We start from the raw sequence: 21,102 nt of genomic DNA, 5'->3' as shown, positions 1-21,102 counted from the left end.
CCTTTCCAATGCGTATGTTTGAGGGCTCAATGGGTCTAACTTCTTATTTGTACGAATGCACGTTTACTCTGTTGGACCTGTGATTACTCACACAGGTAACTTTATGTATGCAAAGAACTTATCAGCTTTCTATCAAACACTCCATCAGGAAAAACGCGCAAGTGCGTTTTCCAAAGTTATTACCAAAAGCAAGCTACTATAGTCATCTGATTTTATAGAGTTTTATTTGCAATCGATGGCATTAGTGCGCACTGAGATTTTCTTGAAATCATCTCAAAATGTCTAAATTTAAATACGACTGTATAACCATATATTTTAAGCAGAGTTATTGTAAGACCAAACATAGGCAAAAAGATAAGAATTTGTATGGCAGCAGGAGTGGGAATTTTCGATTGAACTAACGAGCCGAAACATGGGATGGGGCAAAGGCAGCACAAGAACACTGCCTGCGTTAAATCAACAATCGGTTTCTCTCGATATCTTAATGGCGTTTTCAATCTCTATTCCCAAATATCTGATGGTGTTATCAATTTTTGTATGACCAAGTAGTAACTGAACGGCACGTATATTTTTGGTTCGAGCATAAACCAAAATCGCTTTGGTTCTTCGCATTGAGTGAGTTCCATATTGGTCAGAATCAAGCCCTAATTGCTTAGCCCAACTCCTGATGATAGACCTGTAATATGAATAGCTTATTGGTTGATTAGAGCGACGTAAACTGCGAGACAAATAATCACTAGGTTGCAATTTAACTTCTTGAACCCAATAGCTAATACTTTGTTGTCTTCTCGGAGTTATCTCAAATTAAACTTCGATCCCTGTTTTCTTCTGCGTCAATTGAACCCTTTCAAATACTTGATCGTGAGTAGCAACGTCTCGAACTTTTAAAGAGAGTAAGTCACATGATCTTAGCTTGCTATCTATAGCCAAATTAAGTAAGGCTAATTGCATCAAGTTGTTTTGAATTTCAATTCGAGTGCGAATACGCCAAATCTCTTCAAGCTTGAAAGGGCGTTTCACACCAGTAGCATTGTGGTTTAGTTCTGGCTTCATAGTGACCTCCTAATTAAAAGTCACTATTGATAATAGCTAGATTGCTTTGCTTTGTTGACTAAGGTATGGACATTTCTATGTTAGATTTTCAGCATTATATGTGAATCTCAGATTAATATTTCTACACTAAATGGGCTTGTTGGGCCTCAACTTTCTATGACGTTTTCCACACAGAATAATCAAAATCATCTTTGTTGATAAACAGCGCTGACACTGTGTCAACAATTAAGCTTTCAAGTTCCTGTCCCCTCGGGTTCATGTTTAGACCAGTAAAACGTGAAACAATCTTGTATCTAGCTCCGAATTTATGCCTCTGCATCTTCACCGCCCTAATGTCCGAGAGGGTAAAACTTAGCCAAGCAAAGCCAGGTGTATTCAAGAAAATCTATTACTTCATAGCTTGCTTCTCGCATATCACTGTAACACTGGCATTCCATCACCACATGTTGCATTTACCCAAGATCTACTTTTTTGGGGGGTTAGATAGTTTCAAAAACAGGCAAGTGGTTTCTTCGAAATTGCTCAATGCCAAAGATTCTCAGCTCTTCTAACCAGCGCTCGGCAACAGTTCGGCCAATCCCTCGATCCATTGCTGCCCCTCTTAGCAATAGATACTCAGTTCTTAACGTAGTCGGCATAATGCCAGGGTCGTCGGTATTTACCAGTACTCGTATCGGACCACGGCGCAGACCGTAAAGGTTGGCTTCTGCGCCGTGGTTTAGCGTCGATTCGTCCGGAGGAGACCAACGGAAAATTGGGTGCTCGGAGTGTGATTTCAGCCGTGCGATATAAACATTGGACGTAGGGTTGGATTCGATGATGAGTCCCAGCTTGTCATATTCGGTCAGTAACCAGTCCTGCAGAGCGTGCATGAAATCCAGCTCTACCGGGGTATCGACATCTTCCAGAATGTTTTCATCAGCCTTGCGGCCAAGCTTGGGCTGAAACCATCCATGCGCCGCCGCTTCGTCACCTATACGTACAATCACCAGCGGCGCTTCTGTCAGCGAAGCCAGCCCATCATGCCGAGCCTGATACAGCTGACTCGCCAGCGTACGTTTCTCGCTCAATTCTTGATGATCAGGCAAGGCATACTGCTCTTGCGAAGTAACTCGCCAGCCATCACCAACCACTCCCAGCCGATAATGACAATTACGCCGCAGACACCAGGCCTGATACAAATCATCCGGCGTCGCGTGTCGTAAAGGCGAAGTATCGAAACTAGCAACCTGATCTACAGACTCTATCTCATCGCAGCCTGTGACAGCCATTAAATCTGGGATCTGCCACCAGCTCGACAAACGCCAGAAACGCTTAATGCGCCGCTCGAACAAGGTTAATACCTGCTGCGCTAGCGGCAGTACGCCACTTAGCACACTGGCGTGATGCCACAGCCACACCAGATTATCCAGATGCTCATCCAGCGGCAACATCATCTCGCCCTGACGTGTGGCCCACTGTTTCGGAACTATGCCCAACGCCAGTGCATGCCCCAATCTGTCACCTTCTCGCATCTCGCAAAAACGCACCGTCTCGTCGATATGACGCATGCCCGATGCAGGATGGGCATAATCCTCGCCAGCATGAATACTCAGGTGAAAGCCAGTGCTAGCTCGCTCGCCATCCGGGAATGGTTTGAAGCCGCTACGTAACCAACGCAGCACCGGTGCAAACCACTCGATTTTCAGCGCATTTTCATCCCCCGCTACATCCAGCCCACGAAACCATCTGGCAGGCTGAAAGTGGAAATTCGGGTTCAGCTTACCACCTAAAAGCTCGGGTGCGTCCCAGCTCGAAGCACTGTGCAGATTTTGCATCAGCTTCTCGGCCTCTTGCCACAGCTTTTTGCCATCCGACTTGGGCCGATGGTTTTGTTTGTGCGCCTGCGAGCGAGAGAAATGGCCACAGAATTGCCAGCGCTCCATTGCCTGCATGGTGGCCAAAGCTTGCATATTCAGCTTTATATCAGATTCGCCAAAAATGTAAGGGGGCTTTGGTAAAGACAAGCTGGCATTCGCAATCAGACCGCGAGCAATTTCACTTACTAACTTAGGCTTGAATGCCAATGGTCCTGACTTGATCTCAGCCACATCCGCAGTAGCAGGCCACAGTCGGCGGATATTGTCATTTCCTATAGGCTTGCGCTGCATTGCCGAACTGAAATAGCGCTCGGCAAAACGCGTCAACCCTTGTCCATCCATGATCAGGCTGCGGCGCAGCTGATTGATCGTTTGCCAGAAACACAAGATGGCTGCGCGTTGCAGGGGATGCGTGTCCTGCTCGTCGTAGCGACGGCAAAGATAGGCATACAGCCATAACCAGCGATTGGCATCACTACGCTTCATCGACAATGCGAATTCACCTAACAGCCAATCGGCGCTACCAATAGTTTCCGCACGCTGGCTGGCTGCCAACAACTCCCAGTCCGGCTTGTGGATAGGTGTGTCCATAGCAAGATTGAGCCGCGCCAAATGCTGCAGCCAAGCATTCGGACGACATAGTTCCAGCAATAACAACAGCAGTTGACGCGCACGATGCAACAAGGGCTGAAGATTGTCGTGTTGTTCGTGCTGCCACAGATTTGCCTTGTCTACCCGTGTCAACTCGCCACTCGCCAGCAGATAGTCATCGAGGATCGCGCTATCTGCGGTGACGCCCCAGAAATGCACATGACCTTCGGCAAATGGTAGTAAGGAATTGCCGGGCGGGGCGAAAAATGCTGTCTGCGCGGACACGACACGTCGAATATCGTGCGCCTGTGGCTGCGGTATGTCGTTGAGCCATTGCGCTAGATGCCAGCCTGCTAGCAAGGTCGGATCCAACCCCGCTGCGAGGCGCGCATACGCCTGCACCTCACCCTCGCGGTAGCACAGCAAATCGCCATTGCGCTGCAATAGCCGCTGTTGCAGCTCGTCCAGCCAAGGGAGTTTTGACGTCAGCAGCAAATGCCCATCGAGCATTCTCCCCATCAACTGGCGCACATCGGTCAGCCTGTGTTCACGCGGATAATGCGCCTCAACGCCTTCCACCAGCAAATGGTAGAAGTCTACTTGCAGTCGCTGCCAACGGTCAGAATCCAATTCGTCAGTGGGCTGTTGCAACAACTGCCACAGCCATGAGGACAACTTTTTATCACCGAAAAAACACTCGGCGACATGTTCAGTCAGTGAGCACTGGAGCATTACTCTGGGTCCTTGTCCTGTTCTTGTCCTGCCAGCGGTACATTTGGTTGCTGCGCCGTCTCAGTTTGAGACTGTTCCTTGGTGGTACTCCTGGGCTGCTCCTTACTTGACGAATTTGGCGCTAGATTCTTAGTCAATTCATCAGAAACCTCTTTCAGGAGTTTTGTGTACTTGTTTTCAAGCCCGAATTTAGCTTTTATTTCCTCATATATTGAGCCTAATCTTTCTATTTGCTTTTTGGCTTGAGTTTTTATTGTTGACTTATTTATACTCTTGGCAGTGATGCCAAGTTCTTTTTTCAGGTGCTGTGCAGCTTTAGCCTCAAGATCACCCTCAGACTTGGGCCAATCCAAGTTTATTGTATCATCAATCCATTTCTTCAGAGGATGCTTTGCCAGCACAAGACTCACGGCCTTCAAAGCATTGCCTTTCCCAACTGCGTCCAATATTGGTTTAACATTGACATTAAACTGGTCATTGTTTGTGTAATTATTTAGATTTTCAGGGTTGATGTTGGTCGTTGCTATCACATTAGCTAAGCCAAATAGTTCCCCTTTTTCAAAGCTACCAAAGGAAAACCAAGTTGAGTAGAAAGTATGGGCTACCATGTTCAGTGCCGTTACGATATTCTTCATGCCATTTGGCTCATACTCATCACTCGCTGCCTGGCTATAAACCTTATTGAATACCTTGTAAACCAACCAAGGAGAAAGGTCGATTTGGTCAACATTATAGGTCTTGCGCCATCTCTCTATATCTTCATGAAGTTCCTCTACTACTAAATTCATATCGTATTGTTCGCTTTGAGACTTTTCCACACTTTCATCAGCACCACTTGCCGATTTACTTTCTTTTTCGTTAAAAGTGATTGTTTTTGTCGGTGCCAGCGCAGCAGTAGAAAAGAAAGGGGCTCGACCTAGGATGGCATGAATATCTTCAACCATTAGCGGGCCGACAATGCTAGCAATCAGCAACTCGAAAACCCGGCCAATATTTAGCAGCATGGTTTGCTTGGCATTGGTGTAAAAATTATTCTGTGCCAGCAAGGCAATTAAAAAGCTTGCCCTTTGCTTTTTTTGAACCTCTTCCAAACCCTCAATCGAAAGACTATGAATTTCCTTGGTGTAATCCCACTTCTTGCTTGAATTTACCCCAACTTCGGCCACCGGATACGGCAGGATGGTTTTTTGTGATTTGATACCGACCAACCACTCTTCAGGCAAACGTCCTTTCAAAGATATCGCCCATGCCGAAAGGTCATCCGCTTTGTCGAAAAGATCAAAGTGGGCCGTAGCATGCGCAAGCGGCTGGAACAAGGGCGTCTCAAGAAGACTGCGATGCCGCGAGGATGAGGAGTCGAACCACTTTTGCCAATGCAGTTTGGCAAGCAATACCAGATAGGCGGTACCGGCTTTGGGTTCATAGCAGAAATAGTTAGCGAGCTCCTGTGCAAATTCATTTCTTTTCTGTTTTTCAGCTTTCGTTGCTTCATCAAGATGTTTCGCTGCTTTATCAGCATCATCTTGAAGCTTCGCTGCTTTGTCAGCTTCATCCTGAAGTTTAGGAGGCATTTGCCAACTGATCCGCACCTTCAGCTCATCCTTGGCTGTACGAATTTCAGCTGGCAATTCCGGAATAAGTTTATGGCAATGCCTGATTAGCTGCGACAAGGCTCGCATAGAAGGTATAGGCAACGGGGGACGACTACCTTCTGAACCATTAACCGGTCCAGTCAAAAAGATATCCAGCCAGGAAATGAAGTTAGCCAAAGGCATTGCATCACTTGCATTGCCGAGCGTAACTCTTGTGTCAGCCGCCTCTTCTCCAACTGCCCCCCACAGCCAATAGCTGCTGACTTCCGGCATGGATAAACGGCGTGGGAACGGCAGAATCTTGCGCTGATACTCAGCAGCCAATTCTACGGCCTTTTCATACGCCTCTTTGCGACGATATATGGAATCCTTAGTCAGGCGGCCATGGAAATCGCGCCAGGTCACATCGTTGTAGAGTTCTCGGTCGCCACAAACGATAGGCAAGACATGGGGCGTGGCCAGATAACGGCGTACGATTTCGAGGTTTTCAAAGGCGCGATTCAAGGATGTATCGACGTCATCAATCGGCAAAATCAGAAGTTTTTTCTCAAGTAATGACAGCACGTCGCGGAAAAAATCCTGTACGCAGTCGGCCAACTGCTCATTGCTGTACATCGCGCGTACCTTGTCCATGCCATGACGGTCTTGTTGAGTTTCGACCGATTCCAGCGACTGGGCGAGTTTATCCAGCGTCTGGTTCAGGCTGCGGGCTTTGCTGGGCTCTTTTCTTTGCGCTTCTTTAACTTCTTTGTCGTGCAGCACCGCCGCAACTATGATGTGCAGGAAAAGTGAGTCACCATCTTCTAGCAGAGTAGGGTCTACCGGGTCGAGGATATGGACATCTTTTAATACTTCCCGATCTTTGAGATAGCTTTTCAAGTTGACCAGTACGGCAGTTTTACCCGTTCCACGTGCGCCGTCTATCGAGATTGCGTTATGTTCGCGCAGTTCATTAAGCGATCTGCCTGTAGCTGCTTTAGCCTTCTTCACTGCTTCACTGATCATTTCGGCCAAAGGTTCGTACACTTCGTCGCGGGGTAGCAGGGTATTGGCGTCATGCAAGACAGCGGATTCGCCGGCGTTCAGAGGGATGTATCTTTTGTTCTGGCTCATGAATTGGACCTAGCTAGCTGATTTTTTAAATAGGAAATTTTGACTCATTCTATCACGACAAATACAAAAGAAATTGACCATCTCATATGTTGCATGTCGCACACTTGCACGATGTCAATGCCAATAGATAAGCGAGGAGTCAATCAATTGAAACTCACTATGGGGCACAGGCTTCTCAGTGGTAAGAAAAGCCTGTATTAGTACTTCTAGCAATCTGTTTGCTCTGAGAGCCTCAGGACATCTTCTAGTTCAACTCCAAGATATCGAATAGTGTTATCTAGCTTCGAATGCCCAAGTAAGATCTGTACAGCCCTAATGTTTTTTGTTCTGGCATAGATCAGAGTAGCTTTAGTACAGCGCATTGGCAGGGCATTTCTCATCGTTACACGAAATTCTCTCAACCTCAGCATATCCTTGACACAGCCAGCAGTGAACTTCCGTGGACTCAGGCGTATTTGGTTCAAGGCACGCATAATCCGCGTTCTGGCATACCTAGTACCTTTCTAAATTTTCAATTAGAAAGGTACTTTTCAAAAAACTTATAATAATGAAGATGTTGCATGTTCTATTCTTCGTCCTGAAGCATTCCATAGAGAGGCTCAGTTAGCATCGCTTCTTTCAAGTCTGAAACCCATTTATTACCCCAGATATCTGTTAAAAACACCGAAATAGCATGAACAATATCCTTCGGTTCTATTAACTCCCTATGTAATCCGTGAGTAAATTTGTTTCGTCTAATTCTGTGCTGCAGTACACCAAACAACTCTTAGCTATATATACTACATACCAGTAATCGGTTTTATTGTAAGGTGATAAGAGATGACCTAAATCAAGTTTTCAAGCATATTTAAAGTAGTGGCTGCGAGCGAGGAAGAAGCTCTGAGTTTAAAATTAATTGGTGCGATTCGTGATATGGCAGCTAAAAATGGTTGGTCACATATCGAAGCCTGTGCCGAGGGAAACAGAATTATGATTAAGCAGGCGAAAAACCAAGTAAATGACAATCGACTAAGTGAAGCAGAACTACTTGAAGGGCTAGATTCTTACACTTTTCACGCAGATGAACTGTTCCTCAATGTAGATCACGAACTCGCTGAAGCTTTAATAGATCAACTCAATGAATTAGAGCTACCTTATATTGTTCGATCTCGTAAAGGCTCTTAAGAAAAACACAGAAAGTGGAGTCAACCGTTACAGGTAAAAGCGGACCTTGACTTCATAACAGACCGAAGAGATCTTATTGAAGATGCCGGACGATTTGATCCCGATTAATAGAGCCTTTATCCAGTGACCGTTTAAGAAATAAAGTTAAATCTTCTTCAATCACCCCTAACAACCATAGGCAAATGAAATGTTAGTGACAAACGCAATAACACAAATGGCTAAAGCGATAGTAGCTCAGTTGCCAACTCTGAATGGTATTGCGAACTCTGGTGAACACCAACAAGCCCTTATACTTTTAGAAGACTTGTTAGAACACTATGACGAAAACTTGATCATTATTGAGGCTTTGAGCAATGTCATTGCACGGTATGAGGATGGGGCAGCAGAGTTTGATACTTTTAATAAACGACAGATAGCCATAAATTCAGAGGCTGCAATGCTAAAAGTCTTGATAGATCAGGACATAGCGAATACAAGTCGGATTTGAGTCCTTTACAAGAAAGAAATCCGACGTGCTATTGTCATCATTTCAACCCTGGATACCAGATAGCTACACTACTCATTTATACAACAACACCGTGGCCAATTTGCCCTAAAAGATCACTTACCCGCTTAATTCCTTCTTTAGTCACCATCATTGACTCTGGCGATTTACCTTCTAAAGCTATTGCAGGCTTTTTCATCCATGACTTGAATTTTTCTTCATTACCAAACACTTTAAGTCCTAGCTGGTGAATTCTTACATTCACCCCTTCCATCTTAGAGGCTTCAACCGCCTCTAAAATAGCGACATAGGTGTCAGTAGGAACACAGTAATATAAGGGGTTACCGTCCTTCATTATAGCAACTGGGGCACCTTTAGATTCACTCAAAACTTGATCAAGACTTTTCTCAACGTCATTAATATCGATGCATTTTTCTGCATGTTTTTCCCGTTTAGTGCTCATATATCCCCTCCATCATCACTGTTAGGTACAATGATGACCAACATGAAAAGCCTGTAAGGCTAAGGTGATGTTTATAACTGTATTCTACTTCGAAAATGATTTCTGACCTTAAAAAAACCGTCAAGTGAATGGTTCTCCAGCATAAATTCTTTAGCTGATTTGCCATTAAATGTCGGATGATTTATTGGCCTTTTGAAAAAATCGTAACCGTACCCACTTGGTGCACTCAAGTGAATCATCTTATCAATACTCACTAGCAGCGCCAATTTATCAATAGTTTCCTGGTCTAATTGAAAACTCCCACTTCTGTGTGCTGTTTCTTTCCATTGACCCCAAGTTGGAATAGTAATATTGCCAAGAAGGATACATATTTGCTCATCAGATAAATCCCAATGTTCTTGGAGACACTGCGTCTCTAGCCACAAAAAAACACTTGCTATTATTTTGTCTTCTGATGCCTTAGTGTCATTTTCATTAGTCTCTTTTTCATTCATGGAACACCTCTTCATCTCATCTCATATGAATCGCTTTATAGGCTTTATTCTTCAGTCGAAGCAACACATTGGGCTTTAACTCCAACGTCTTCACCGTCATTTCCCCCATGAATACAAGCAATCACGATATCGCCATGACGAGCGGTTAATGAACGACCCACCACCAAGACGTTACCCGAATGAATACTGGCCTCTATCATCAAATCTCCCCCTGAGCACGCACATAAAACGTCGGGGTCGGGGTCGGGGTCGGGGTCGGGGGTCACCACACAGAACTCATTCAAATCCAACGATTTCTCAATAAAGTCCTGAGCAGGAGAAGGAAAAACCGCCGATACCGAATCCACATAAAGCGGGATTCGCACACTATTGGCCTCGATAAACGCCGCCGACTCCGACACACCAAGATACGTAACGCGTATAATAAACACCCAAAACACTGTACATCTATACAGAATAGATTCAAGTCGCGACAAAGCCCAAGTGATTTTTTGTAGGAGAAGGGAGTTTTGAATTTACGCTCAAAAATTGAGGGTATTTTTAGGAATCAAGTGGGCCCCCCAGAGTGTGCTAAACTCTATCTGTTCTGGAGAATAGCCAAAAGTATTGATTCTATAGGTGTTTTGATCTACCAAACAATGTTAACGCACAACTCCTTATCACCATTCTTGTGGTAGATGCTTTACCACAAGCGCCACTACACATCACCATAACATTAGATTTTTCTGAGTCGATTCGGACAAATGGCTCTCCACCCCATAACAGCCTATGTATAGCAAGCCTTGAAGTTTTTGAGGAGATATCTCTTTGCTTTTTTATACATAATCTCCAAATTCCATTTTTCGAAGCGTTTGACGAACAACTTCGCGGCCTGCGTGTGAATCGAGCATGTTAACGGGAATCTCTCCTCCAAGAGCTGGAATAGACGAACACATCCATTCTTTTGCCAAATCTAATGACTCATAAATTTTTGCTGCTTGAATATAAACTCTCAGCAGGTCAATCAAATTATCCGTCGCAGTAGAAGATAAGCGTTTGATCTGATAACTCTTACTTAAATTTGATGTGGTACCGATTGACCGAGCAATCAACTCTTTTTCACCTATCAAATCCGTAATCGCCTTCAATTGATCACCACTAACTCCTGATCGGACAATCGACAGATAGCCTGATGGCGACATAAAATCAACACAAGGAAATAGATCATTGATAGAATCAAGTGAAAATTTTTTGACACTTTCAAGCGATTTCATAGGCCGTCCACTATTGTTTTGATCGTATTGGATATACTAGACCGCAGACTTTAATAAAAATGAGACTCTAAATAATCTTGTAACTTTTCTAATTTGTCTGCGACTAGGTGTTGCTGCTATAAGGATACCTTTGCGTTATTCATTGTAAATCAAATCGCTTCGGAATATACACCAGTCTCATCAGCCATATCTGTTGGTGCAAGGTCAACAAACCTCGATTTCATTTCAGAGTTGACAACTTTGCTCTCTAATAAGGCTGTGATATTGCTGGAAGTGTTGGCAACCCATTGTGTGAAGGAGACTATGATCTTAAGAGCATGATGTAGCACTGACATCACCTTCCTTTTTAGAATAATAAATAAGCGTGTGATTTCCTTTCATATTACCAGTATTGGATACTCACAACTCAACCAAAGCAACAATAACTCCAATATCATTTATCACTGTAAAATATCAACGAAAATCATTTATTATCAAATAGCAATATTTCTTACACCGCCCACCAGTGCAGCAGCGGAACTAGAATGATGAGGCGAGCGAAAGGGTCGTTCCCCCCAATGCCACTCGGCCCCCATTTTTCGCCCAGCAACCGACTGCACCGAAGCAACCGCCAATGCTTCTTCTTCAATCATTGCTGGCATAATGCCAGGTAAGCGGGACGCCAACATGGTTTTACCTGTCCCTGGAGGCCCAATAAACAGTAAATTGTGGCGTCCTGCTGCGGCCACTTCCAAGGCTCGGCGAGCTTGATATTGGCCTTTTACATCCTTCATATCTTTATGATCTAACGCCGGAGGCTCTGGCGGCGCAGGCATACAATCAGGTAAACGGGCATGTTTTAGTAAGTGAGCCGTCACTTGCGTAAGATGAGTGGCATGAACGGCATCCCCTTCCACTAAGGCCGCCTCCTGTTGGTTTTCTGAGGGCAACACCAATTGTCGGTTCGCTTGATGACATGCAATAGCAGAAGGTAACAATCCTGAGACGCCTCTTAACTCACCAGACAGCGCCAATTCACCAATAAATTCGTAATCACGATAATTAACTTCCTCCAATTGACCAGACGCCGCTAACACGCTAATCGCGATGGCAAGATCATATCGCCCCCCTTCTTTGGGCAAATCAGCCGGTGCAAGATTAATGGTGACGCGCCGTGTTGGCCATTCAAAATGACTGTTAATGATGGCGCTACGCACACGATCTTTCGCTTCACGAACAGCGGCTTCTGGTAAGCCAACAATGTTTAGAGAAGGCAACCCATTGGAAATATGGGTTTCTACGGTAACAAGAGGGGAGGCAACACCAACACGGGCGCGGCCATATATTGTGGCTAAACTCACGATCACTCCTTGATCTCATTATTCTTTATGTAAATTCAGCCTCTTTTTTGCCACGATAACCATCCGAATTTCGCGCTCCTGCGTATCGAATAGAACACGAGACAATAATGAAGGCATGCAAGCATCTATGAATCAAATTAATCCCAAAAAACTACTCTTATCAAAGTGGACATCCACATCGCCTCAGAAGAAAGAAAAGCATTTTCTTGTCACAGAGCTTATCAGGGACGACCAAGAGATCATCACGCAATGCGTGATCGAGGCCGTCCTCACTCATACACAGTACACAATTCCATGGCAGGATCTCAAGTCACCTGACCATTGGAAACAAGGCTGGCAATAACCTCATCGACAGATTACACGTCTTTTGTGTCTGTCTTGTCCGTATCAGTTTTGTTTGTATCGGCCTTGTCTGTGGACTCCTCTTGAGCGGCCTCCGCTTTAGGGGCAGCCTTTTTCGCGGGTGCTCTTTTCGTAGGTGTTCTTTTTGCTGGCTCTTTTTTAGCTGGCGCCTCTGCGGCCTTTTCCAACTCATCAATACGCGACTCTAATGCGACTAAGCGCTCTCGATATTTCGCCAGCATGGCAGACTGTAACTCAAAGTCTTCGCGAGTCACCAAGTCCATCTTTTTCAATGTATTACGTGCCACTTGATCTAACTGAGCGCGAATCTCTTCTTTTGGCAATTTCCCTAAGGTCTCAGCCGCTTGCTCAAGACCACTACTAAGCTGTTTAATAAATTGATCAATCATCTCGCCATCTCCCCTTTTGTTTGCTGTGTATAAAGTATAAGTAAGTAACATCAAGACGAACTAACAATAACATGACTTAATGGCATTCTCTAAGAAGAAGCGACCAAGAAAACCACACCTGACTCATCACAATCACCTCGTCATAACGACCTCTTTTCCTACCGACTAGTATAAAGATCATAAGACAGACTGTCTCAAAGAAATCCTTTTCTGGCATAGGAAGTTTACAAAGCCCACACTCTACTGAGTCACTATGCCTAGTTTTTGTGCAGCCCAGATCCCTCTTTTAAGTCATAAACGAGCTATAACCGCGAAAATCGCTTTCATCATGCTCAAAGCGTTATCGATATTTGCCATAAAAAGCAATGAGATAGTTAAATCCTTCTAAAATCGCTATTAAGTCAACCAAATCATCGCACCACTAAAAAGCACAAACAGAGCCCAATCCCCACTAAATTCGCACTAAAAAGGGGCGAGAAATGTCTGTTTTCGTGCTTATTTTATTTACAATCTCGACAAATCCTTGACTATTGCGGCGACTGCCATTTATGGCACGCATATTGAATAGTAGGACTTACCTGCAACACGACACTAAGCCAGACTTTTTAAAGGAGATATGTGGATATGAAGCTTATCACTGCCATCATCAAGCCATTCAAACTCGATGATGTTCGAGAAGCCCTTTCTGAAATCGGAGTACAAGGCATTACCGTGACAGAAGTAAAAGGGTTCGGACGTCAAAAAGGCCACACCGAACTTTATCGTGGCGCGGAGTACGTTGTGGACTTTCTACCAAAAGTGAAAATCGAGCTTGCCATAGCTGACGATATGAAGGACCAAGTAGTAGAAGCCATTTCAAATGCAGCCAATACCGGCAAAATCGGCGACGGTAAAATCTTTATCGTTAACCTTGAGCAGGCCGTACGTATTCGTACAGGCGAGACTGGCGAAGACGCAGTCTGATCCACGATCGACTCTTATAAGCCTTTAAGGGGGGCGAAACATGCAAAACAATATTTTCGAATTACAATATGCCATGGATACCTTTTACTTCCTTGTAATGGGTGCTTTGGTTATGTGGATGGCAGCGGGTTTTGCCATGCTAGAAGCGGGACTTGTGCGTTCTAAAAACACCACAGAAATCCTTACCAAAAACGTCGCCTTGTACGCCATTGCTTGTATCATGTATATGATCTGTGGTTATGCCATTATGTATGGTGGCACTTGGTTCTTATCTGGCATTCAGTTAGATGGAGCCAGCAGCGCCGATACTCTGGTCAGCACCGTGCTTGCAGAATCAGCTAAAGCCGGCTTTGATGGTAGCTCGGTCTATGCCGATGCCTCTGACTTTTTCTTCCAAGTTGTGTTTGTTGCTACGGCCATGTCTATTGTGTCTGGTGCCGTTGCAGAGCGTATGAAGCTTTGGTCTTTCCTCGTCTTTGCCGTTGTGATGACAGGCTTTATCTACCCAATGGAAGGCAACTGGACATGGGGTGGCGGCTCTGTATTTGGTATGTATAGCCTTGGCGATCTGGGTTTCTCTGACTTTGCAGGTTCTGGTATCGTCCACTTAGCGGGTGCGTCTGCAGCATTGGCTGGTGTACTTGTGCTGGGCTCTCGTAAAGGAAAATACGGCCCAAATGGCGAAGTTCGCGCCATTCCTGGTGCAAACCTACCACTAGCGACGCTGGGTACCTTCATCCTTTGGATGGGCTGGTTCGGTTTCAACGGTGGCTCTGTTCTGAAGCTAGGTGATATTACCAGCGCCAACTCCGTCGCAGTGGTATTCTTAAATACCAATGCCGCCGCTGCTGGTGGTGCTGTAGCAGCGTTACTGCTCGCTCGTATTCTGTTCGGAAAAGCGGATCTAACGATGTTGCTGAACGGTGCATTAGCTGGCTTGGTGGCCATTACGGCTGAACCTTCTACGCCTTCGGCTATTGGTGCTACGTTCATCGGTGTTGTCGGCGGTCTTTTAGTGGTTATTGCCATCCTGACACTAGACAAACTGAAAATAGACGATCCAGTGGGTGCCATCTCTGTTCACGGTGTGGTGGGCCTATGGGGTCTATTAGCTGTGCCACTAACAAACACTGGCACAACCTTCTTCGGCCAAATCGCCGGTGCGGTGACAATTTTTGTTTGGGTGTTTGTCACTAGCTTGATTGTTTGGCTGATCATCAAAGCCGTCATGGGCGTTCGAGTCTCTGAAGAAGAAGAGTACGAAGGTGTTGATTTGTCGGAATGCGGTATGGAAGCTTACCCTGAATTTGCCAAAAACTAACACGTTCAGTTAGCTCTCTTTATTTACTGATTTGCTACTGATCATACAAGACCTCGCCTCGGCGGGGTTTTCTTTTTTAGGGAATAAAAGCAGAATTAAGGCTTTATAAAGTGACATTCACCCACATAACAGTAAGACTTGTCCAAAAGACACCATAGAGGCCATTATGCTTGAAGATATGCATTTAAAAATCCGTAATATAGAACACGCGGATTACGAACAAGTAAAAGAACTTATGGACCAAGTCTATAACGACATCGGTGGGGCTTGGTCTGAGCACACCATTAGTAAACTCATTAACGACTTTCCTGAGGGACAAATTTGTCTTGAAGACCATGGGGATATCGTTGGTATCGCGCTCTCGGTTCAAGTGAGCTATCAGCGTTTTAGTAACCCCCATACCTATGAAGATCTTATCGGTAAAAAAGAAACCATTCTCAATGACCGTAACGGCGATGCCATGTACGGTTTGGATGTATTAATTCACCCTGAGTACCGAGGTTTCCGACTAGGACGTCGCCTATACGAGGCACGTAAAGAACTGTGCCGCCAACATAATTTGCGTGCGATCCTCGCGGGTGGTCGTATTCCGACCTATCACGAACATTCCGATGAGATGACCCCAGCAGAATATTTGGAAGCCGTCAGTGATCGTAAAATTTACGACCCGATTTTATCCTTCCAACTTTCTAATGATTTTCAGGTAACGCGTTTATTAAAAAGTTACCTGCCTGAAGATGAAAAGTCGCAAGGCTACGCAACCCTTCTTGAATGGAAAAACATCTTCTACGAGCCTGAAACAACCGTACTGAAGTCCCGTAAAACACAAGTTCGTATCGGTGCAGTACAGTGGCAAATGCGGGAAGTAGCGAATGTTGAAGAGCTACTCAGACAAGTGGAATATTTCATTGATGCCTTGTCGAGCTATAAAAGTGATTTCGCCCTTTTCCCCGAGTTTTTCAATGCGCCATTAATGGGGTTAAGCCCTGATCAAACTAATCAGACCGAGGCGGTACGCTTTCTTGCAAGCTTTACCGAGCTGTTTGTCACGGAAATGTCGCAAATGGCGGTCAGCTATAACATCAATATCATCACTGGCTCCATGCCCGTGATTGAAGAGGATGATTTATACAATGTGAGCTACCTGTGCCGTCGTGATGGTACCATTGAAGAACAAGGTAAAATCCATATTACGCCACACGAACGCCGCGATTGGGTCATCCAAGGAGACAACGAACTGCGTGTGTTCGACACTGATGCAGGGCGTGTTGGTATTTTGATTTGTTATGATGTGGAATTCCCCGAGCTGGGCCGTTTACTGGCCGAGCAGGACATGGATATTTTGTTTGTGCCCTTTTGGACGGATACCAAAAACGGTTATCTACGTGTGCGTAATTGTGCTCAAGCCCGTGCTATTGAAAACGAATGCTATGTGGTGATTTGTGGTAGCTGTGGTAACTTGCCTCAAGTCGAAAACCTCGACGTGCAATATTCCCAGGCAGCCGTCTTTTCCCCATCCGACTTCTCCTATCCACACGATGCCGTCATGGCGGAAACCACCCCGAATACCGAAATGCTGATGTTCTCTGATTTGGACTTAGACAAACTCAAACAAACGCGCAGTGAGGGGTCAGTAAACAACCTGAAAGACCGACGTTTAGATCTATATTCCATTCAATGGAAAGGGAATAAGGATTTAGATTTGGGTTAGAATCGGCTATTACCCAAAGTAAACTAAACATGTTATCCCCCGATCATGGCCATTTAAGGCCATGATCTTTTTTACGACAGAAGACTCATTATGGCCAAAGCAAAAACAGCCTTTGTATGTAACGAATGTGGCGCAGACTACGCAAAATGGCAAGGGCAATGCCAAGCCTGTGGCGCGTGGAATTCTTTGTCAGAAATAAAACTCACCTCTGGCAAGACATCTGCCCGCGTTTCTGCCAGTCAAGACCCACGCTATCAAGGGTACGCCGGATCCACCACGGGTATTCAAGATTTATCCGAGGTCGATTTAGGGGAAGTACCTCGTTTTAGTTCAGGGGCAAGCGAGTTTGATCGGGTACTCGGTGGTGGGCTCGTTCCTGGTGGCGTGGTACTGATTGGCGGTCATCCGGGTGCCGGGAAAAGTACCCTGCTATTACAAACCATGTGCTGGCTAGCGCAACAACAAAGTGCCCTTTATGTCACGGGGGAAGAATCCTTACAGCAAGTAGCCATGCGTGCTCAACGGCTAGGCTTGCCAACCAAAAATCTAAAAATGCTTTCTGAAACCAATGTAGAAAGCATCCTAACCATCGCCCAACAAGTTAAACCGAAAGTCATGGTCATTGACTCCATTCAGGTCATGCATTTGGATGGCGTGGAATCCGCTCCAGGCAGCGTCTCACAGGTACGCGAAAGTGCCGCTGTACTCACTAGGTTCGCCAAACAAACCCAAACCGCAGTCTTGCTTGTTGGACACGTTACCAAAGATGGCTCACTGGCCGGCCCAAAAGTGCTTGAGCACATGGTAGATTGCTCGGTGTTATTAGAAGGATCGGAAGACTCGCGCTTTCGCACCTTACGCGGCATGAAAAACCGCTTTGGCGCGATTAATGAGCTGGGGGTATTTGCCATGCTGGAAAACGGCTTACGAGAAGTCAAAAACCCAAGCTCTATTTTCTTAAATCGCAGTAATTATCCCGCTGCGGGCAGTCTGGTGATGGTCGTTTGGGAAGGCACTCGTCCATTACTCGTCGAGCTGCAAGCCTTGGTGGATGACTCCGCACTGGGTAATCCACGGCGCGTCACTGTAGGGTTTGATCACAATCGTCTGGCGATGCTACTGGCGGTCCTCCACAAACACGGGGGATTATTGACGGCTGATCAAGACGTCTATTTAAACGTCGTCGGTGGCGTTAAGGTATTAGAAACCAGCGCCGACTTAGCGGCCATTGCAGCCGTGGTATCAAGCTTTCGAGACCAGATATTACCCCATGATTTGGTCGTCCTTGGTGAAGTAGGCTTGTCCGGTGAGATTCGTCCCGTCCCGTCAGGGCAAGAACGCATCAGTGAAGCCGCCAAACATGGCTTTACCAAGGCCGTTGTTCCCCGAGCCAACTGTCCTAAGAAGCCCATTGAAGGAATGAAGGTAATTGGTGTGGATCGGCTATCGGAAGCACTTGATGCGATTTTTGATCGCTAAGGGTAGATTAGACAGAAAACTGAGTTAATAAAAGGACTCTTGCGTTAACTCAAATAATTCGGCCTCGGCTGGGGTTTCATTCTCCTGATCCCCAATAACCTCTTCATCCATGCCATAGGGTAAGGCTTTTTCAGAATGCTGATTAAGTCGCTCTTCTCGGGCTCGAAGTAAACGCTGACGACGCTGTTTACAGCGTTCCAAAATAATAAATCGTGCCTCATTCGATAAGGAAAACCATTCAAAGCGTTCTTCACGGCTACGCAAACAGCCTTTACAAAACCCTTTAGCACTGTTCACACAGATACCACGGCAGGGGCTTTCAATGGCAAAAAGCTCAATCTGTTCCATCTCCCCTCCGTCTATGTTTATCAAAAATCAACCTCTACCTTAAGAAAGCATAGCTTATTCGGTAATCAGTTTGTAATCGTACATTTCTTCTGGAGAGAGGAAATACACTCGGTCCGCTGGTGCCGCCTTTAGAGAAAACCAATAAAAACGTTCGGGCACCCCCATGGACAAATAAAAATTGATGTAGGTCGCATTGATAGAATCACTCACATCGTTATTTTTAGGCAATTTACCTGATTCATCAATCCACATATGCACCCCCACAGCAGCCCCCGCCCCAATGGTTCGCTTTACTCCACCTAAAAACAAATCCACACCGCCGGAGAGCACATAGCCGGTTCGAGCAATATGAGTATTCAACCCAAGGGAGCGAATCAGACGAGCGCTTTCGATAACTGCCTCTTCGTCATCCGTACCGGGCACATCGACCAGCACCAAATCCGTCACATTGGGGTGCTTGCGTATCATATTTTTTAATTGACTGGTGAGGTCTCTGCCAAGAATACCGGATAGATAGGCTTTGTTACCGCTCACATAAATTCGTAAAGGATCTTTAGCGGCAACATCATCAGCATGGGGAGGCTCCGAGGCACAACTGGTCAATAAAAACACCGCACACAGCATGATGGTTCTCGCCAGTACCACGAAAGGGGTCTGATTATTCTTATCCATAGTCATTCAACCAGCTCTTCTAATAGTCTACGCTTACAGACAACACTTTTAGCTGACAATAAGTGTTCTTCTAAGCACTATACCACCGATTTTTTGAATAGTAGAATCCCGCCCTTCATCTTATATAAGACATAAAAAATGGCCGCGATAAATGCACGACCATTTTTCATACTGGATCACTGATCAATCAATTAAGACGGAAAAGCGAAACTCTTGCCTTCTCTCACGCCTGCAGAAGGCCAGCGCTGGGTAATGGTTTTTCGTTTGGTATAAAAACGTACTCCATCCGGACCATACGCATGCAGATCACCAAATAACGAACGCTTCCATCCCCCGAAGCTGTGGTACGCCACGGGAACAGGAAGAGGCACATTGATCCCCACCATCCCCACTTCAATGTGATCAGAAAAGTATCGGGCCGCTTCCCCATCACGAGTAAAGATACAAGTGCCATTGCCATACTCATGATCGTTGATCAACTGCATCGCTTCTTCCATGGTCTCCACCCGCACAACATGTAACACCGGACCAAAGATTTCTTGCTGATAACTTTCCATTTCAGGCGTCACATTGTCGATGAGCGTCGCCCCTACAAAGAAGCCATTTTCATAGCCTTTAACAACCGTTTGACGACCATCAACCACCACATTAGCTCCTTGCTCTTCGGCACTGGTGATCAGGCCAACGACTTTATCTTTATGCTCCTTGGTAATGACAGGGCCAAAGTCGTTTTTCGCATCGGAATATTCACCTACTTTTAAAGGTGCCATGGCCGCCGACATTTTTTCGATCAACGCATCCCCAGCAGCTTTGCCAACGGTGACCGCAACAGACAAGGCCATACAGCGCTCACCAGAGGAACCAAAGGCCGCCCCCAGCAACTGGCTGACGACGTTATCCATATCGGCATCCGGCATCACAATGGCGTGGTTTTTCGCACCACCTAATGCCTGACAGCGTTTGCCATGTTTTGAAGCGGTTTGATAAATGTATTCGGCAATCGGTGTAGAACCCACAAAGCTCACCGCTTTTACACGTTTGTCTTCCAGCAAGGTGTCTACCGCCACTTTGTCCCCATTGACCACATTAAACACCCCAGCCGGTAAACCTGCCTCATGTAATAGCTCGGCAAGCAACAAAGCTGCACTTGGGTCCCGCTCGGAAGGTTTTAATACAAAGGTATTGCCACACACGATTGCCATGGGGAACATCCAAAGCGGCACCATGGCAGGAAAGTTAAAGGGGGTTATCCCCGCAACAACGCCTAGTGGTTGAAATTCACTCCAGGAATCGATGCTTGGGCCAACATTTTTGCTGTACTCTCCCTTTAATAACTCTGGCGCACCACAGGCGTACTCCACGTTCTCAATACCACGCTGTAGCTCCCCTGCCGCATCGTGACAAATTTTACCGTGCTCACCACCCACTAATTCCCCGATACGATCGGCGTTTTCCTCTAACAAGGTTTTATAGCGAAACATAATTCGAGCGCGTTTCATTGGTGGGGTATTGCGCCATTCTGGGTAGGCAGCTTGAGCGGCAGCGATGGCTTCTTCCACTGTCTCCTTAGATGCAATGGCGACTTTTTTGGTTACTTCTCCTGTCGCGGGATTGAACACATCTTGCGTGCGCGAAGATTCTTGAGATGGCTTGCCACCAATCAAATGCCCTATGGTTTCCATGAATACTCCGAATAGTTAGTCTCATATGGATGTCAC

Annotated in this window: 20 protein-coding genes; 7 read left to right on the top strand and 13 right to left on the bottom strand. The window is 45.8% G+C overall.

Translation table 11 applies throughout. The annotated features are described in order from the left end of the window. Positions 1-456: 456 nt before the first annotated feature. From AC0VYI_RS03825 to rdrA, 4 genes are all read right to left on the bottom strand, one after another. Positions 457-747, bottom strand: a complete 291-nt coding sequence (locus AC0VYI_RS03825; protein WP_475447439.1) for a tyrosine-type recombinase/integrase — start codon at positions 745-747, stop codon at positions 457-459. A gap of 57 nt (positions 748-804) precedes the next feature. Further along, a complete protein-coding gene (locus AC0VYI_RS03820; protein WP_475447437.1) occupies positions 805-1,053 on the bottom strand; it encodes a hypothetical protein in 249 nt (82 codons plus the stop codon). 479 nt (positions 1,054-1,532) lie between these two features. Further along, positions 1,533-4,235, bottom strand: a complete 2,703-nt coding sequence (gene rdrB, locus AC0VYI_RS03815) for an antiviral RADAR system adenosine deaminase RdrB (RefSeq protein ID WP_475447435.1) — start codon at positions 4,233-4,235, stop codon at positions 1,533-1,535. After that, positions 4,235-6,940, bottom strand: coding sequence for an antiviral RADAR system adenosine triphosphatase RdrA (rdrA, locus tag AC0VYI_RS03810; protein WP_475447434.1), 2,706 nt, complete (start codon positions 6,938-6,940; stop codon positions 4,235-4,237). Before rdrA ends, rdrB begins: the two co-directional genes overlap by 1 nt. A gap of 855 nt (positions 6,941-7,795) precedes the next feature. Here rdrA and AC0VYI_RS03805 point away from each other — a divergent pair. Both AC0VYI_RS03805 and AC0VYI_RS03800 read left to right on the top strand, forming a co-directional pair. Continuing rightward, the gene (locus AC0VYI_RS03805; RefSeq protein WP_475447433.1) at positions 7,796-8,104 is read left to right on the top strand and encodes a hypothetical protein; all 309 of its coding nucleotides are present in this window, start codon (positions 7,796-7,798) and stop codon (positions 8,102-8,104) included. 187 nt (positions 8,105-8,291) lie between these two features. Next, complete coding sequence (locus AC0VYI_RS03800) at positions 8,292-8,591, top strand: hypothetical protein (protein ID WP_475447431.1); 300 nt, start codon at positions 8,292-8,294, stop codon at positions 8,589-8,591. 76 nt (positions 8,592-8,667) lie between these two features. On the opposite strand, the gene AC0VYI_RS03795 is transcribed toward AC0VYI_RS03800, so the two are convergent. The 5 genes from AC0VYI_RS03795 to AC0VYI_RS03775 all read right to left on the bottom strand — a co-directional run bounded on the left by AC0VYI_RS03795 (position 8,668) and on the right by AC0VYI_RS03775 (position 12,138). Further along, on the bottom strand, positions 8,668-9,051 hold the full coding sequence (locus tag AC0VYI_RS03795) for an antitoxin Xre/MbcA/ParS toxin-binding domain-containing protein (protein ID WP_475447430.1): 384 nt from the start codon (positions 9,049-9,051) through the stop codon (positions 8,668-8,670). Positions 9,052-9,122: 71 nt separating this feature from the next. Next, on the bottom strand, positions 9,123-9,545 hold the full coding sequence (locus tag AC0VYI_RS03790; RefSeq protein WP_475447428.1) for a hypothetical protein: 423 nt from the start codon (positions 9,543-9,545) through the stop codon (positions 9,123-9,125). 44 nt (positions 9,546-9,589) lie between these two features. Next, entirely contained in the window at positions 9,590-9,976 is a 387-nt protein-coding gene (locus AC0VYI_RS03785) for a S24 family peptidase (protein ID WP_475447426.1), read from the bottom strand. 384 nt (positions 9,977-10,360) lie between these two features. After that, positions 10,361-10,798, bottom strand: a complete 438-nt coding sequence (locus AC0VYI_RS03780; protein ID WP_475447424.1) for an antitoxin Xre/MbcA/ParS toxin-binding domain-containing protein — start codon at positions 10,796-10,798, stop codon at positions 10,361-10,363. A gap of 473 nt (positions 10,799-11,271) precedes the next feature. Continuing rightward, positions 11,272-12,138, bottom strand: coding sequence for a YifB family Mg chelatase-like AAA ATPase (locus AC0VYI_RS03775; protein ID WP_475447423.1), 867 nt, complete (start codon positions 12,136-12,138; stop codon positions 11,272-11,274). 115 nt (positions 12,139-12,253) lie between these two features. Between AC0VYI_RS03775 and AC0VYI_RS03770 the strand changes: the two genes are divergently transcribed. Then, on the top strand, positions 12,254-12,481 hold the full coding sequence (locus AC0VYI_RS03770; RefSeq protein ID WP_475447421.1) for a TIGR02450 family Trp-rich protein: 228 nt from the start codon (positions 12,254-12,256) through the stop codon (positions 12,479-12,481). Between the two features lie 13 nt (positions 12,482-12,494). Here the strand turns inward: AC0VYI_RS03770 and AC0VYI_RS03765 are convergent, their stop codons facing one another. Then, positions 12,495-12,890 carry an accessory factor UbiK family protein gene (locus AC0VYI_RS03765; RefSeq protein WP_475447419.1) on the bottom strand — a complete coding sequence of 132 codons (396 nt, stop codon included), beginning with the start codon at positions 12,888-12,890 and terminating at the stop codon, positions 12,495-12,497. Between the two features lie 624 nt (positions 12,891-13,514). Here AC0VYI_RS03765 and glnK point away from each other — a divergent pair. From glnK to radA, 4 genes are all read left to right on the top strand, one after another. Continuing rightward, positions 13,515-13,853 (top strand): P-II family nitrogen regulator, encoded by a 339-nt coding sequence (gene glnK, locus AC0VYI_RS03760; RefSeq protein ID WP_067012896.1) that lies wholly within the window; start codon positions 13,515-13,517, stop codon positions 13,851-13,853. Positions 13,854-13,893: 40 nt separating this feature from the next. Further along, entirely contained in the window at positions 13,894-15,174 is a 1,281-nt protein-coding gene (locus AC0VYI_RS03755; RefSeq protein ID WP_475447418.1) for an ammonium transporter, read from the top strand. A 163-nt stretch (positions 15,175-15,337) separates the two neighbouring features. Then, positions 15,338-16,885: a GNAT family N-acetyltransferase gene (locus AC0VYI_RS03750; RefSeq protein WP_475449783.1), complete on the top strand. Its 1,548-nt coding sequence runs from the start codon at positions 15,338-15,340 to the stop codon at positions 16,883-16,885. A 90-nt stretch (positions 16,886-16,975) separates the two neighbouring features. Then, on the top strand, positions 16,976-18,364 hold the full coding sequence (radA, locus tag AC0VYI_RS03745) for a DNA repair protein RadA (RefSeq protein WP_475447417.1): 1,389 nt from the start codon (positions 16,976-16,978) through the stop codon (positions 18,362-18,364). Between the two features lie 24 nt (positions 18,365-18,388). Here the strand turns inward: radA and AC0VYI_RS03740 are convergent, their stop codons facing one another. The 3 genes from AC0VYI_RS03740 to AC0VYI_RS03730 form a co-directional block, all read right to left on the bottom strand. Continuing rightward, on the bottom strand, positions 18,389-18,712 hold the full coding sequence (locus AC0VYI_RS03740) for a DUF1289 domain-containing protein (RefSeq protein ID WP_199478058.1): 324 nt from the start codon (positions 18,710-18,712) through the stop codon (positions 18,389-18,391). Between the two features lie 54 nt (positions 18,713-18,766). Next, on the bottom strand, positions 18,767-19,390 hold the full coding sequence (locus tag AC0VYI_RS03735; RefSeq protein WP_475447415.1) for a COG3904 family protein: 624 nt from the start codon (positions 19,388-19,390) through the stop codon (positions 18,767-18,769). Between the two features lie 185 nt (positions 19,391-19,575). Continuing rightward, entirely contained in the window at positions 19,576-21,066 is a 1,491-nt protein-coding gene (locus AC0VYI_RS03730; RefSeq protein WP_475447413.1) for a CoA-acylating methylmalonate-semialdehyde dehydrogenase, read from the bottom strand. Positions 21,067-21,102 lie beyond the last annotated feature (36 nt).

The sequence above is a fragment of the Marinomonas sp. 63XJN7_9_ISO-PGPR-S23-217 genome, assembly GCF_056173515.1.
This window is presented reverse-complemented; position numbering and strand designations above follow the sequence as displayed.